The 14,827-nt window shown below is 60.6% G+C and carries 15 protein-coding genes; 10 read left to right on the top strand and 5 right to left on the bottom strand.

Features of this window, described 5'->3' with window-relative positions; genetic code table 11:
* Nucleotides 1-181: 181 nt before the first annotated feature.
* Nucleotides 182-829, bottom strand: a complete 648-nt coding sequence (locus M2394_RS11205) for a hypothetical protein (RefSeq protein ID WP_178923943.1) — start codon at nucleotides 827-829, stop codon at nucleotides 182-184.
* 369 nt (nucleotides 830-1,198) lie between these two features.
* On the opposite strand from M2394_RS11205, the gene coxB reads away from it, so the two are divergent.
* From coxB to M2394_RS11225, 4 genes are all read left to right on the top strand, one after another.
* Entirely contained in the window at nucleotides 1,199-2,326 is a 1,128-nt protein-coding gene (coxB, locus tag M2394_RS11210) for a cytochrome c oxidase subunit II (RefSeq protein ID WP_178923942.1), read from the top strand.
* A gap of 58 nt (nucleotides 2,327-2,384) precedes the next feature.
* Nucleotides 2,385-3,968, top strand: a complete 1,584-nt coding sequence (gene ctaD / locus M2394_RS11215; RefSeq protein ID WP_178923941.1) for a cytochrome c oxidase subunit I — start codon at nucleotides 2,385-2,387, stop codon at nucleotides 3,966-3,968.
* 136 nt (nucleotides 3,969-4,104) lie between these two features.
* Entirely contained in the window at nucleotides 4,105-4,656 is a 552-nt protein-coding gene (locus M2394_RS11220) for a cytochrome c oxidase assembly protein (RefSeq protein ID WP_176994625.1), read from the top strand.
* Between the two features lie 35 nt (nucleotides 4,657-4,691).
* On the top strand, nucleotides 4,692-5,579 hold the full coding sequence (locus M2394_RS11225; protein ID WP_176994626.1) for a cytochrome c oxidase subunit 3: 888 nt from the start codon (nucleotides 4,692-4,694) through the stop codon (nucleotides 5,577-5,579).
* Between the two features lie 6 nt (nucleotides 5,580-5,585).
* Here M2394_RS11225 and M2394_RS11230 read toward each other — a convergent pair whose 3' ends face one another.
* Nucleotides 5,586-5,789: a twin transmembrane helix small protein gene (locus M2394_RS11230; protein WP_176994627.1), complete on the bottom strand. Its 204-nt coding sequence runs from the start codon at nucleotides 5,787-5,789 to the stop codon at nucleotides 5,586-5,588.
* 45 nt (nucleotides 5,790-5,834) lie between these two features.
* Here M2394_RS11230 and M2394_RS11235 point away from each other — a divergent pair, with 45 nt between their 5' ends.
* Genes M2394_RS11235 through M2394_RS11255 form a run of 5 tightly spaced genes read left to right on the top strand, consistent with a single transcriptional unit; the run spans nucleotide 5,835 to nucleotide 9,767 of the window.
* Nucleotides 5,835-6,599, top strand: coding sequence for an SURF1 family protein (locus M2394_RS11235; protein ID WP_259172496.1), 765 nt, complete (start codon nucleotides 5,835-5,837; stop codon nucleotides 6,597-6,599).
* Nucleotides 6,565-7,158: a hypothetical protein gene (locus tag M2394_RS11240; RefSeq protein ID WP_178923939.1), complete on the top strand. Its 594-nt coding sequence runs from the start codon at nucleotides 6,565-6,567 to the stop codon at nucleotides 7,156-7,158. Before M2394_RS11235 ends, M2394_RS11240 begins: the two co-directional genes overlap by 35 nt.
* A 10-nt stretch (nucleotides 7,159-7,168) precedes the next feature.
* Nucleotides 7,169-8,248, top strand: a complete 1,080-nt coding sequence (locus M2394_RS11245) for a heme A synthase (RefSeq protein ID WP_178923938.1) — start codon at nucleotides 7,169-7,171, stop codon at nucleotides 8,246-8,248.
* The gene (gene cyoE, locus M2394_RS11250; protein ID WP_178923937.1) at nucleotides 8,236-9,135 is read left to right on the top strand and encodes a heme o synthase; all 900 of its coding nucleotides are present in this window, start codon (nucleotides 8,236-8,238) and stop codon (nucleotides 9,133-9,135) included. The genes M2394_RS11245 and cyoE overlap by 13 nt, the downstream gene beginning before the upstream one ends.
* The gene (locus M2394_RS11255; RefSeq protein ID WP_259172497.1) at nucleotides 9,132-9,767 is read left to right on the top strand and encodes an SCO family protein; all 636 of its coding nucleotides are present in this window, start codon (nucleotides 9,132-9,134) and stop codon (nucleotides 9,765-9,767) included. Before cyoE ends, M2394_RS11255 begins: the two co-directional genes overlap by 4 nt.
* A gap of 143 nt (nucleotides 9,768-9,910) precedes the next feature.
* On the opposite strand, the gene M2394_RS11260 is transcribed toward M2394_RS11255, so the two are convergent.
* The 3 genes from M2394_RS11260 to M2394_RS11270 are packed head-to-tail and all read right to left on the bottom strand — an operon-like array spanning nucleotide 9,911 to nucleotide 12,414.
* A complete protein-coding gene (locus M2394_RS11260) occupies nucleotides 9,911-10,681 on the bottom strand; it encodes a MetQ/NlpA family ABC transporter substrate-binding protein (protein ID WP_092241435.1) in 771 nt (256 codons plus the stop codon).
* 51 nt (nucleotides 10,682-10,732) lie between these two features.
* Nucleotides 10,733-11,407 (bottom strand): methionine ABC transporter permease, encoded by a 675-nt coding sequence (locus tag M2394_RS11265; protein ID WP_178923934.1) that lies wholly within the window; start codon nucleotides 11,405-11,407, stop codon nucleotides 10,733-10,735.
* On the bottom strand, nucleotides 11,407-12,414 hold the full coding sequence (locus tag M2394_RS11270; RefSeq protein ID WP_259172499.1) for a methionine ABC transporter ATP-binding protein: 1,008 nt from the start codon (nucleotides 12,412-12,414) through the stop codon (nucleotides 11,407-11,409). The genes M2394_RS11265 and M2394_RS11270 overlap by 1 nt, the downstream gene beginning before the upstream one ends.
* Before the next feature lie 229 nt (nucleotides 12,415-12,643).
* On the opposite strand from M2394_RS11270, the gene katE reads away from it, so the two are divergent.
* Entirely contained in the window at nucleotides 12,644-14,773 is a 2,130-nt protein-coding gene (gene katE / locus M2394_RS11275) for a catalase HPII (protein WP_259172500.1), read from the top strand.
* Nucleotides 14,774-14,827 lie beyond the last annotated feature (54 nt).

Here is a 14,827-nt window from a genome sequence, read left to right on the forward strand (position 1 = left end):
GAAACCAGACAACTGAGTTCTGTCTGGAAGAGCGCGGCGACCGGATTAGGGCGGCTGCGCCACCCAGCGCGGGCGGTGCGACGATTCGACAAGCCCGCTCACTACAGAGGTCGTGTTGCGCTTAACTGACTGGCATTAGGGCAAACCAGCTCCCACAGTTGATCGTTTGCGGCCCGGAAAATTAAGCCGGTTGATCCAGCGCCAACTCAACCCCTAGCTGGCGCGACAGGCACGGCCAACGCTTCCACGCTGCTTCCGTATCCGGGCTCTTGAGGGTCTCGCGGTACGCTTCAACCGACTCCAGTGCAAAACTGTCTTCGTTCAACATTTCATCCACGGCCAAGTGCACCGCTTCATCCAGCTGGTTGGCAAACTGCTCGCCAATCAATTGGTGCGCGATCAGGTTGGCAACCGTGGTATCCGCCGGAATCAACGGCTGGCCGAAATGCTTGATGTACAGGTCGTTGACCTCTTCCACCAGGCGATGGGCCAGGTAGGCCTCGTCCAGCAGGCCGTCGAGCCCTTCGTGGCCGGCCAGGATCGCAGGCGGCTGCAGGAAGAAATGCTCGGCGATTTTCAGTACCGGCTTGATCTGGCTTTCGATGCCGGCTTCGCGGGCCACGTCATTGGCGGCGTCCAGCAGGTCGGGGACGAGGTCGATGTAGGCGGTGACAAAGCGGGTCATGACAATGTTGCGATCACCGTCAGCCAGGGAGATGGCCGAGTGCAGGTGCGGCAATTGTTTTTCCAGTTGCTGGGCAAGCTGGCCAGTGCTGGCTTCGTGTTGATGGGCACGGGAAATCTGCTCGCGCAATGCGGCGGTGTTCATGAAAGCTCCAGTGATGCAGGCGTAGGAAAAGGGAGAGGATAAGGTAGCTCGTTTATACGAGCGCCTCAGACGCATTTGTCATAATTATTTCATGGTTATGCGCCTCCGTTATATCGAATTGCCATCGTTCGTCGGATAAACGATTCCGCTCCCGGTTTTATTGGCTCCGGCCGTCTGTTTTTACTCATTTGCCCCTACACATTGCGGGGTTGCAAGGCGTGTCTATACTCGGATTTGTACGCAATTAGCTGATGACGCCCAACTGCATGAAGCAGGCAAGGCAAGGCGGTTGTAAGCAGTATGGAAGCCGCTCCCTTCGCCGCAGGTGCAAACCGGCGGGATAACAAGAAACATAAAGGGGAACCCGCAATGACGCGACATCCACACGTTTGGATGGGCCTACTGTTGTGGTCAGTATTCGGCCAGGCGCAAGCCGCCTGGACAACGAATATGGCGCCAGGGGCTACTGAAGTCAGTCACGCCGTGTTTGACCTGCACATGACCATTTTCTGGATCTGTGTGGTAATCGGCATTGTCGTGTTTGGCGCGATGTTCTGGTCGATGATCCTGCACCGTCGGTCTACGGGCCAGGTGGCCGCCAAGTTCCACGAGAGCACGACCGTGGAAATCCTCTGGACCGTGGTGCCCCTGCTGATCCTGGTGGCCATGGCTATTCCGGCGACCAAGACCCTGATCAACATCTACGACAGCAGTGAGTCGGATATCGATATCCAGGTCACCGGCTATCAGTGGAAGTGGCACTACAAATACCTGGGCCAGGACGTGGAGTTCTTCAGCAACCTGGCCACGCCCGCCGAACAGATCCACAACCAGGCCACCAAGGGCGAGCACTATTTGCTCGAAGTCGACCAGCCGCTGGTGCTTCCGGTGGGCGCCAAGGTGCGCTTCCTGGTGACGGCGGCCGACGTGATCCACTCCTGGTGGGTGCCGGCCTTTGCGGTCAAGCGCGATGCCATCCCCGGTTTTGTCAACGAGGCCTGGACCCGTATCGAGAAGCCCGGCATCTACCGGGGCCAGTGCGCCGAGCTGTGCGGCAAGGACCACGGCTTCATGCCCATCGTGGTCGAGGTCAAGTCCAAGGCCGACTACGACACCTGGCTCGGCGAGCGTAAGGAAGAAGCCGCCAAGCTCAAGGAGCTGACCTCCAAAGAGTGGACGCTGGACGAACTGGTGGCCCGTGGAGACAAGGTCTACCACACCACCTGCGTGGCCTGTCACCAGGCCGAGGGCCAGGGCCTGCCGCCGATGTTCCCGGCGCTCAAGGGCTCGCCAATCGCCATTGGGCCTAAGGAAGACCACCTGCACCGTGTCTATTTCGGCAAGCCCGGCACCGCCATGGCGGCGTTTGGCAAGCAGCTTTCGGAAGTGGATATCGCCGCCGTGGTGACCTACGAACGCAACGCCTGGGGCAACAACAAAGGCGACATGGTCACGCCCAAAGACGTGCTGGCTCTGAAACAGGCGCAAAGCAAATGACAGCCCTCACAGCGTATGCCCTGAACCGCCCCGCCCACTCGCTTGCAGGAGAACGGCCATGAGCACTGTGATCGACCATGGTCATGCCGACCATGCCCACGGCCCCGCCAAAGGATTGATGCGCTGGGTGCTGACCACCAACCATAAAGACATCGGCACGATGTACCTGTGGTTCGCCTTCACCATGTTCCTGCTCGGCGGCTCGTTCGCCATGGTGATTCGTGCCGAACTGTTCCAGCCGGGCCTGCAGATCGTGCAACCGGCGTTTTTCAACCAGATGACCACCATGCACGGTTTGATCATGGTGTTCGGTGCAGTAATGCCGGCGTTCGTCGGCCTGGCCAACTGGATGATCCCGCTGATGATCGGCGCGCCGGACATGGCTCTGCCGCGCATGAACAACTTCAGCTTCTGGCTGTTGCCGGCCGCGTTCCTGCTACTGGTGTCGACCCTGTTCACCCCCGGGGGCGGGCCGAATTTCGGCTGGACCTTCTATGCCCCGCTCTCCACCACCTATGCACCGGAAAGCGTGACGTTCTTTATTTTCGCCATCCACCTGATGGGCATCAGTTCGATCATGGGCGCGATCAACGTGGTCGCCACCATCCTCAACCTGCGTGCGCCCGGCATGACGTTGATGAAAATGCCGCTGTTCGTGTGGACCTGGCTGATCACCGCCTTCCTGTTGATCGCGGTGATGCCGGTGCTGGCGGGCTGCGTGACCATGATGCTGATGGACATCCATTTCGGCACCAGTTTCTTCAGCGCGGCCGGTGGCGGTGACCCTGTGCTGTTCCAGCACGTGTTCTGGTTCTTCGGTCACCCGGAGGTGTACATCATGATCCTGCCGGCGTTCGGTGCCGTCAGTTCGATCATCCCGACCTTCTCGCGCAAGCCGCTGTTCGGCTACACCTCGATGGTCTACGCCACGGCGAGCATCGCGTTCCTGTCGTTCATCGTGTGGGCGCACCACATGTTTGTGGTCGGCATCCCGCTGGTGGGCGAGCTGTTCTTCATGTACGCCACCCTGCTGATCGCCGTGCCCACGGGGGTGAAGGTGTTCAACTGGGTCAGCACCATGTGGCAAGGCTCGCTGACCTTCGAGACGCCGATGCTGTTTGCCGTAGCCTTCGTGATTTTGTTCACCATCGGCGGCTTCTCCGGGCTGATGCTGGCGATTGCGCCCGCCGACTTCCAGTACCACGACACCTACTTTGTGGTGGCGCACTTCCATTACGTACTGGTGCCTGGCGCGATCTTTGGCATCTTCGCCTCGGCGTACTACTGGCTGCCGAAATGGACCGGCCACATGTACGACGAAACCCTGGGCAAGCTGCACTTCTGGCTGTCCTTCGTGGGCATGAACCTGGCGTTCTTCCCGATGCATTTCGTGGGGCTGGCCGGTATGCCGCGCCGGGTGCCGGACTACAACCTGCAGTTCGCCGACTTCAACATGGTTTCGTCGATTGGCGCGTTCATGTTCGGCGCTACGCAGATCTTCTTCCTGTTCATCGTGATCAAGTGCATCCGTGGCGGCCCGCCTGCGCCGGCCAAGCCGTGGGATGGGGCTGAAGGGCTGGAATGGAGCATTCCTTCGCCGGCGCCGTACCACACCTTCACCACGCCGCCGGAGGTCAAATGAACACCTCTGTACAAATCCCTTGTAGGAGCTGGCTTGCCAGCGATAGCGGTGTGTCAGTTGCCGGAAATGGTCGCTGGGACACCGCCATCGCAGGCAAGCCAGCTCCCACAGAAAATCAACAGCGAGGGGGTGTGTGATGGCTGAATCGGTGCCGATCAGGCGGCTGGTCACCCGCCTGCTGATCCTGGTGGTGGCCATGTTCGCCTTCGGCTTTGCCCTGGTGCCGATCTACGACGTGATGTGCAAAGCCTTCGGTATCAACGGCAAGACCGCCGGGCAGTACGAGGGTGAGCAGGTGGTGGATCCCACGCGCCAGGTGCGGGTGCAGTTCCTGTCCACCAATGCCATCGACATGGTCTGGGAGTTCCATTCCAAGGCCGATGAAGTGGTGGTCAATCCCGGTGCGGTCACCGAGATGCTGTTTGTGGCCTACAACCCTACCGATAAACCCATGACCGCCCAGGCCGTACCGAGTATTTCCCCGGCGGAAGCGGCGATGTATTTCCACAAGACCGAGTGTTTTTGTTTCACCCAGCAAGTGCTGCAGCCAGGCCAGCGCATCGAAATGCCGGTGCGTTTTATTGTCGATCGCGACATGCCCAAGGATGTGAAGCATTTGACCCTGGCGTACACGCTGTTCGATATCACTGCGCGCCAACCGCCGGTGGCTGTCCACACCGGGGGCTAGCTACTGTTTGCCCCCTCAATCAGGAGAGCGAATACATGTCGTCTCATGATACGTACTACGTACCAGCGCAAAGCAAATGGCCAATAATTGCTACGTTTGGCATGTTGATCACGGTGTACGGCCTGGCCGTGTGGTTCAACGACCTGAAGGCGGCGCGCCCGGAATCCCACGGCCCGTGGATTTTCTTCGTCGGCGGCCTGTTGCTGGCCTACATGCTGTTCGGTTGGTTTGGCGCGGTGATCAAGGAAAGCCGCGCCGGTTTGTACAGCCCGCAGATGGACCGCTCGTTCCGCTGGGGCATGACTTGGTTCATCTTTTCCGAGGTGATGTTCTTTATCGCCTTCTTCGGTGCGCTGTTCTACGTGCGGCATATGTCCGGCCCGTGGCTGGGCGGCGAAGGCCACAAGGGCATCGCGCACATGCTGTGGCCGAACTTCGAATTTACCTGGCCGCTGCTCAACAACCCTGACCCGAAACTGTACCCGCCGCCGGAAGGCACGATCAGCCCGTGGGGCTTGCCGCTGGTCAACACGATCCTGCTGGTCAGTTCCAGCGTGACCATCACCCTGGCGCACCATGCGTTGCGCAAGGGGCACCGTGGTGCGTTGAAAATCTGGCTGGCGATCACCGTGCTGCTGGGTTGGGCATTCCTGGGCTTCCAGGCCGAGGAGTACATGCATGCCTATAAAGAGCTGGGCCTGACCCTCGGCTCCGGCGTGTACGGCGCGACCTTCTTCATGCTCACAGGCTTTCATGGCGCCCACGTGACCATCGGCACGATTATTTTGTTCGTGATGCTGATGCGCATCCTCAAGGGGCACTTCAATGCCGAACACCAGTTCGGTTTCGAGGCGGCCAGTTGGTATTGGCACTTTGTGGATGTGGTGTGGATCGGCCTGTTTTTCTTCGTCTACGTGCTGTGACGCGTCTTACCACGGCGCATGGGACACCAACTGGCCGCTGAAAAAGCCCCAGGCGATCAACGCCACGGTGATCACGGCCAGTACCACACGCACGGTCAGGGCGGTGACGAGGCGGTTGGAGTTGCCCTCGTCCTTGACCAGGAAGAACAAGCCACTGAACAGGCTCGCGACGGTCGCGATCAGCATCAGGGCAATGGCGGCTTTGAGCATGTCTGGGTTCCTGGCGCGGTGGGGCATTGAGGAGAGGGGCGGGCAATGAAAACAAGTATAGCCACCGCCATAAAAGACTTTCGCCCAGGGCTCGCACCCACATTGGTGGTGCTGGTGCTGCTGCCCTTGATGGTGGGCCTGGGGTTCTGGCAACTGTCGCGCGGCCATGAAAAGCAGCTGCTGGTGGACAGCTATGCCGAGCGCCGTGTGGCTGACCCGGTGAGCAGCGCGCAACTCGTCGACTTGACTGACCCGGCCTTTCGTCGCGTTCGCCTGCGCGGCCAGTTCGACGCCGAACACAGCGTGTTGCTCGACAATCGCATGCGTGACGGCCGGGCGGGCGTCGAGCTGCTGCAACCCTTTCATGACCAGGCCAGCGGCGAGTGGCTGTTGCTCAACCGCGGCTGGCTGCCTTGGCCAGACCGACGTGTCCCGCCCGTCTTCACCACCCCCAATCAGCCGGTGAACCTCGACGCCTGGGTCTACGTGGCTCCAGGCGAAACGTTCCAATTGCACGCCGACCCAGCCACCGCACAGTGGCCGCGCCTGCTCACTGCCCTGCACCCGGCTGCGTTGTGGGCGGAGCTGGGCCGCAACGGGTTTGCCTACGAGCTGCGCGCAGAAGCCGGCGCCGGTACGTACGACACCACCTGGGCGGTGGTCGCCATGGGCCCGGAAAAACACTTGGGGTATGCCGTGCAATGGTTTGCCATGGCAGTGGCGCTGTTGGCGCTTTACCTCTACCTCGGATGGCATAACAAAAAGGAGAAGCACCATGGGAGCGGCCATGAATCCACTCAACATGTCTGACGCGCCTGTCACGCCCGACCGACGCAAAGGCCGCTGGCAGTTGATCCTGATCCTGATGATGGTGATTGGCCCGATGGCACTGGCCACCTTCATGTACAAGCTGCAGTTCTGGGTGCCCGAGAGTCGCAGCTACCACGGCGAGATGATCGGCAATGGTCAGACGCGTGCCGACATCGGTGTGCAGGCCGATGAAGACCGCTGGCAACTGCTGGTGACTGCACCCACCGCCTGCGCCGCCGATTGCCAGCAATTGGTGTACCTCGCGCGCCAACTGCAGATCAGCCTGGGCCGCGACGCTTCCCGCGCCAGTCATGCCCTGGCCAGCGCGCTACCGGTCGGCACCGAATACGAAGCCAAGCTCAAGGCCGAATACCCGCAGTTGCAGCGCTACCCCCTGGACCTGTCGACCTTCACCAAAGACGCCGCTGCACCCGGCGACGCGCAGCTGTGGATCGTCGACCCCCACGGCAACCTGGTGCTGCGCTACGACGCCAAGGTCAAGGGCAAGGACTTGCTCAACGACCTGCGCCTGCTGCTGAAACTGTCGAACATCGGATAAGGGCATCGTCATGGCCAAACCTGGATTTCGCCTCGCGTTGTTTGCCACCTTGCTGGCGCTGTTCGTCGTGCTGCTGGGTGCCTATACCCGCCTGACCCATGCCGGCCTGGGGTGTCCGGACTGGCCGGGCTGCTACGGCTTTATCAGCGTTCCCAAGACCGAAGCCCAACTGGCCCACGCCGAGCTGCATTTTCCGGATGCGCCGGTCGAGGCCGACAAGGGCTGGGCCGAGATGACCCATCGCTACTTTGCCGGCACCCTGGGGTTGTTGATCGTGCTGTTGGCGGCGCGCTCCTGGAGCCATCGGCGTGATCCGGGCCAGCCGGTGAAGTTGCCACTGTTTCTGTTGGCGGTGGTGTTCGCCCAGGCGGCGTTCGGCATGTGGACGGTGACGCTCAAGCTGTGGCCGCAGGTGGTGACTGGCCACCTGCTGGGCGGCTTCGCGACCCTGAGCCTGTTGTTTCTGCTGACCCTGCGCTTGTCCGGCGTGTTGCCCGCGTTGATCGTGCCCAAGCGCCTGCAATATTGGGCGACGGCGGGGTTGGTGCTGGTAATCGGCCAGATCGCGCTGGGGGGCTGGGTCAGTTCCAATTATGCGGCGGTGGCCTGCATTGACCTGCCCACGTGCCACGGCCAGTGGTGGCCGGCGGCGGACTTTGCCAACGGGTTTCACCTCACCCAACACATCGGCCCCAATTACTTGGGCGGACAGCTCGACAGCGATGCGCGCACCGCGATCCACCTGACCCACCGCATCGGCGCGGTCATCGTGACTCTGGTGCTGCTGGGCCTGGCCTGGCAACTGCGCGCAGTGGGCATGACGCGGTTGGCGGGCCTGCTGCTGATCGCGCTGGCGGCGCAAATCAGCCTGGGCCTGAGCAACGTGTATTTCCATCTGCCATTGCCGGTGGCGGTGGCGCACAACGCGGGTGGCGCGGCGCTGTTGTTGAGCCTGGTGCTGGTCAATTACCACGCCCGTACCAGCCTGGTCCGGGTGCGCAACCCGTCACGCTTCGGCTGGCGCTTCATTCCGCGCAAACACGTATCGGGCCTCATCACCCTTAAAGGAGAGATGCCATGGCGACCTTGATCGGCGCACGCCACAGCCAGCCGATCTGGCGTGACTATTTGGAGCTGACCAAGCCGAAAGTGGTGGTGCTGATGCTCATCACCTCCCTGGTGGGCATGTTCCTCGCCACGCGCGCCGGGGTGCCCTGGACGGTGCTGGTATTCGGTAACCTGGGGATCGCCCTGTGCGCCGGTGGCGCAGCGGCGGTGAACCATGTGGTGGACCGGCGCATTGATGCGGTGATGGCGCGCACCCATAAGCGCCCGTTGGCCGAGGGGCGTGTGTCGCCGCTGGCCGCGTTGGCGTTTGCTTTGTTTCTGGCGGTGGCGGGACTGGCCCTGCTGCTGGCCTTTACCAACCCGTTGGCCGCCTGGCTGACGCTGGCGTCGCTGTTGGGGTATGCGGTGATCTATACCGGCTTTCTCAAGCGCGCGACACCGCAGAACATCGTCATCGGCGGGCTCGCCGGGGCCGCGCCGCCGCTGTTGGGCTGGGTGGCCGTGACCGGGCATGTCAGCGCCGAACCTTTGCTGCTGGTGCTGATCATCTTCGCCTGGACCCCGCCGCACTTCTGGGCCCTGGCCATCCACCGCAAGGAGGAATACGCCAAGGCCGACATCCCCATGTTGCCGGTCACCCATGGCGAGCACTACACCAAGGTGCACATCCTGCTCTACACCTTCGCCCTGCTGGCGGTGAGCCTGATGCCGTACGTGATCCACATGAGCGGCCTGTTGTACCTGGCCTGTGCGCTGCTGTTGGGCGGGCGCTTTCTGCAATGGGCCCTGGTGTTGTACCGTGGCGCTCAGCCGCACGCGGCGATCAACACCTTCAAGTACTCTATCTGGTACCTGCTGCTGCTGTTCATCGCCCTGCTCGTAGACCACTACTTATTGTTGAACCTATGACTCGAACTCAAAAAACCGTCTTCATCCTGGTGGCCATCGTCGCGTTGATCATGGGCCTGACCGTCAACAAAGTGCTCTCGGGCAAAGGCCAGGGCGACCCTACCGCACTGATCGACGCCGGCATTATCCTGCTGCCGCAAAGCCGCCAGTTGCCGCCAGTGAGCATGACCAATCAGGAAGGCCAGCCGGTGGTGGTCAACGAATTGAAAGGCAAGTGGAGCCTGCTGTTCTTCGGCTACACCTTCTGCCCGGATATCTGCCCTACCACTCTCGCCCAGCTGCGCCAGATCAAGAGCGAACTGCCTAAAGAGGCGGTGGACAAGTTGCAGGTGATCCTGGTCAGCGTCGACCCGAACCGCGACACCCCGGCCCAGCTCAAGCAGTACCTGGGTTACTTCGACCCGCAGTTTGAAGGTCTGACCGGCGCAAACGTGGAGGATGTGCAGAAGGTTTCGAATGCGGTGAGCATTCCGTTTATCCCGGCCGATACCAGCAAGCCCAACTACACCGTCGACCATAGCGGCAACTTGGCGGTGATTGGGCCGGACGGGACTCAGCGTGGGTTTATTCGGGCGCCGTTGAATAACCAGAAGCTAATCGCGCAACTGCCTGGCCTGTTGCAGCGCAAGTAACTAGCAACGCAAAACAAATGTGGGAGCGGGCTTGCTCGCGAATGCGGTGTATCAGTTACGAATCTATCGACTGACACTCAGCTTTCGCGAGCAAGCCCGCTCCCACATTTTTTGATCTCCGGTGTTTGGGAGATAGGGTTACATCAGAACGCTGGCTTGATCGCGCCTTTGTACTTCTCTTCGATGAATTGCTTCACTTCAGGCGTGTGCAGGGCTGCTACCAGCTTCTTCACCGCGTCCGAATCCTTGTTGTCTTCGCGGGTGACCAGGATGTTCACGTAAGGCGAGTCGCTGCCTTCGATCACCAGGGCGTCCTTGGACGGGTCCAGCTTGGCTTCCAGTGCGTAGTTGGTGTTGATCAGCGCCAGGTCGACCTGGGTCAGCACGCGCGGCAGGGTGGCGGCTTCCAGTTCGCGGAACTTCAGGCCTTTAGGGTTGGCGGTGATGTCCTTGATGGTCGACAGGATGTTGGTCGGGTCCTTCAGGGTGATCAGGCCGTTCTTGGCCAGCAGCAACAGCGCGCGGCCGCCGTTGGTGGCGTCGTTCGGGATGACCACGTTGGCACCGCTTGGCAGCTCGTCCAGCTTCTTGTATTTGCTGGAGTAGGCGCCCAGGGGCTCCAGGTGCACCGCGCCAACGCTCACCAAATGGGTGCCCTTGGCCTTGTTGAATTCATCCAGGTACGGCTGGTGCTGGAAGAAGTTGGCGTCCAGGCGCTTTTCAGCCACCTGTACGTTTGGCTGCACGTAGTCGGTGAAGACCTTGACCTGCAAATCCACGCCTTCTTTGGCGAGTGCAGGTTTCACGAATTCCAGGATTTCCGCGTGAGGCACAGGCGACGCAGCGACGGTAATGGTCTCGGCGTGGGCGGAAAACGCGGCAACGGCGGCGAAAGCAACCAGTAGTTTTTTCATCCAACAAGCTCCTTGTTCGGGCATGTGCCGGCTTGTGGCCGGCAATGGCCGTTATTTTCGAGAAAAATGCACCACCAGCTTGTCGCCGACGGTTTGCAGAATTTGCACCAGGATCAACAGCATCACCACGGTGACCACCATCACATCGGTCTGGAAGCGCTGATAACCAAAGCGGATCGCCAGGTCTCCCAAGCCACCAGCACCTACGACACCGGCCATGGCCGTGTAGGACACCAGTGTAATCGCCGTCACCGTAATCGCCGCGAAAATGCCAGGGCGGGCTTCGGGCAGCAGGGCGTTGGTGATGATCTGGCGCGTGGTAGCGCCCATGGACTGGGTGGCCTCGATGATGCCGCGGTCCACTTCACGCAGGGCGGTTTCCACCAGGCGTGCGAAGAACGGCGTCGCCCCGACCACCAGCGGCGGAATCGCACCGGCCACACCCAGCGACGTGCCGGTAAGCAGTACGGTGAATGGAATCATCACGATCAACAGAATGATGAACGGCAGTGAGCGCAGGATATTCACGATCAGCGACAGGAAGGCGTACAGGCTTTTTTGCTCGAACAGCTGGCGCGGGCTGGTCAGGAACAGCAGCACGCCCAGCGGCAGGCCGAGCACCACGGTGAAGAACAGTGAGCCAAACAGCATGGTCATGGTGTCGCCGGTGGCGAGCCAGATTTCCGACCAGTCGATATTGGCGAAGAAACTCAACAAAACGTCCATTAGCGCAGGACCTCCATGTGGACGTCTGCCGCAGTAAAGCGGGCGAACGCGGCTTCCATGTCCCCACCGGTGACGGCGAGGGTCAATTGGCCGTAGGGCGTGTCTTTGATGTGGTCGATACGACCGGCGAGGATGCTGTAGTCCACACCTGTTTCACGGGCGACGGTACCCAGCAAAGGCGCGTAGGTCGCTTCGCCCTGGAACGTCAGGCGCACGATGCGCCCCGGCACGTGGGCGAACACATCGCGCTGTTCGCCTTCGTCGACCTGCTCGGCTTCTTGCACGAAGCGCTTGGTGGTCGGGTGCTGTGGGTGCAGGAATACTTCTGCCACTGAGCCTTGCTCGACGATCACGCCAGCGTCCATCACAGCCACCTGGTCGCACACGCGGCGGATCACGTCCATTTCATGGGTGATCAGCACGATGGTCAGGTTCAGTTCGCGGTTGATCTCGGCCAGCAGTTTGAGCACCGATGCGGTGGTCTGCGGGTCGAGGGCACTGGTGGCTTCGTCGCACAGCAAAATCTTTGGCTTGGTCGCCAGGGCGCGGGCAATGCCGACGCGCTGCTTCTGGCCGCCCGACAGCTGGGCCGGGTACTTCCTGGCGTGGTCCGACAGGCCAACGCGGGCGAGCAGTTCAGCCACGCGCAGGTCGATTTCCTTGCGCGACAATTCGCCGGCCAGGGTCAGCGGCAGCGCGACGTTGTCGGCGACTGTCTTGGACGCCAGCAAATTGAAGTGCTGGAAAATCATCCCGACCTGCTGGCGGAAACGGCGCAGGCCGTTGGCGTCCAGGGCGGTGACTTCTTCGCCATCCACCGTGATCTGGCCGCCGCTTGGCTCTTCAAGGCGGTTGATCAGGCGCAGCAGGGTGCTTTTACCCGCACCCGAGTGGCCGATAAGGCCAAACACCTGGCCGTGCTCGACGCGCAGGCTGGTGGGGTGCAGCGCGGGGATATCCTTACCGGCGACGCGGTAGGTTTTATGGACGTTATGAAACTCGATCACGTAGCGAACCTTGTGGGGCGCATGGAAAAGGGATCAGCGGTTAGCCGGGCGCGCATTTTAGCCTGTCCGTATAGTCTTTCTTAGCATTTATTTCGCATTCATCCATTGATTTGGCAATAACGCGATCAAAGGTCATAAAAAAGGAACGGCCCAAAACCCCGTCAGTCACTACTTAGGCAGCCCGATCACCCAGGTGCCGTGCCTGGGTCCGAATAAGGAGTTTTGACTGATGAGCACGAAAAAGCCAACGAGCGAACTCGCCGGCACCGATACCCTGGACCGTAAGAACACCAATGCCAAACTTCAGGCTTTGGAAGCATTTCGCTCCGACGCGACCGGCCAGGCCCTGCGTACCAACCAGGGTGTGAAGATTTCCGATAACCAGAACAGCTTGAAGGCCGGCGCACGCGGGCCATCGCTGCTGGAAGATTTCATCATGCGTGAAAAGATCACGCATTTTGACCATGAACGTATCCCGGAGCGCATCGTGCATGCGCGGGGCACCGGTGCCCATGGCTACTTCCAGACCTATGAAAACCATTCGGCACTGACCAAGGCAGGGTTCTTACGCGACCCTGGCCATAAAACCCCGGTTTTTCTGCGTTTTTCCACTGTGCAAGGGCCTCGGGGCTCCGGCGACACCGTGCGCGACGTCCGCGGTTTTGCCGTGAAATTCTTCACGGATGAAGGCAACTTCGACCTGGTCGGCAACAACATGCCGGTGTTTTTCATTCAGGACGCAATCAAGTTTCCCGACTTTGTTCACGCGGTAAAACCCGAGCCTCACAACGAGATTCCCACAGGCGGTTCGGCCCACGATACCTTCTGGGACTTCGTGTCACTGCAGCCGGAATCGGCGCATATGGTGATTTGGGCAATGTCCGACCGGGCGATTCCTAAAAGCCTACGGGCCATGCAGGGTTTTGGGGTGCACACCTTTCGCTTCATCAACGCCGAAGGGCAATCCAGCTTCGTTAAATTCCACTGGCGCCCTACCGCCGGCACCTGCTCGCTGGTGTGGGACGAAGCGCAAAAGCTCGCCGGTAAAGATACCGACTACCACCGCCGCGATCTCTGGGAAGCGATTGAGATGGGCGATTACCCTGAGTGGGAATTGGGCGTGCAGGTAATTGCCGAGGAGGACGAGCATAAATTCGACTTCGACATTCTCGATCCGACCAAACTGATCCCTGAAGAACTGGTGCCCATCACCCCGCTGGGCAAGATGGTCCTGAACCGCAACCCGGATAACTTCTTTGCTGAAGTCGAGCAGGTCGCCTTCTGTCCAGGCCATATCGTGCCGGGCATCGATTTCTCCAATGACCCATTGTTGCAGGGTCGCCTGTTTTCCTACACCGATACGCAGATCAGCCGACTCGGTGGCCCGAATTTCCATGAGTTGCCGATCAACCGCCCGGTGGCGCCGTTCCATAATGGCCAGCGCGATGCCATGCACCGCACCACGATTGACAAGGGGCGTGCGGCCTATGAACCCAACTCCATCGACGGTGGCTGGCCGAAGGAAACGCCTCCTGCTGCACAGGATGGTGGTTTCGAGTCTTACTACGAGCGCATCGATGCCCATAAGGTACGCGAACGCAGTGAATCGTTTGGGGATCACTTCTCCCAGGCGCGCCTGTTTTTCCGCAGCATGAGCAAGCACGAGCAAGAGCACATCATCGCGGCCTACAGCTTTGAGCTGGGCAAGGTGGAGCGTGAGTTCATTCGCGCGCGACAGGTGAATGAGATCTTGGCCAACATTGACCTCGAGCTTGCCAAGCGTGTGGCGCAGAACCTGGGCTTGCCGGTGCCCAAAAAAGGTACGGTGCCAGAGCGCAAAACCTCGTTGTCGCGCTCACCAGCCTTGAGCCAGGCCAACCTGTTGTCGGGCGACATCAAGACGCGCAAGGTGGCGATCCTGGCGGCCAACGGCGTGGACGGCGCGGCGATCGAGGCGTTGACGAAAGTGCTCAAGGCCGAAGGTGCCCATGCCAAATTGTTGGGGCCGACGTCAGCACCGGTGACCACCGCCGATGGCAAGAGCCTGCCGGTGGACGCGTCCATGGAAGGTTTGCCCTCGGTGGCGTTCGACGCGGTGTTTGTGCCGGGCGGCGCGAAATCGGTGAAGGCCCTGAGTGAAGATGGCGTGGCGCTGCATTACCTGCTGGAGGCGTACAAGCATCTGAAGGCGATTGCGGTGGCCGGTGAGGCGAAGCAGTTGGTGGACCTGCTCAAGCTGGAGGCGGATGCGGGGTTGATCGTGGGCGGGGATGCCAAGGCGTTGAAGGCGTTTGTGGCGGCGATCGCGCAGCATCGGGTTTGGGATCGGGAGGCTAAGGCCAAGGCGATTCCGGCTTAAACTTTTGGTTGACTGCTAGATTGTCATCGCAGGCAAGCCAGCTCCCACATTTGA

This window comes from Pseudomonas sp. BIGb0164, from assembly GCF_024810135.1.
Lineage (GTDB): Bacteria > Pseudomonadota > Gammaproteobacteria > Pseudomonadales > Pseudomonadaceae > Aquipseudomonas.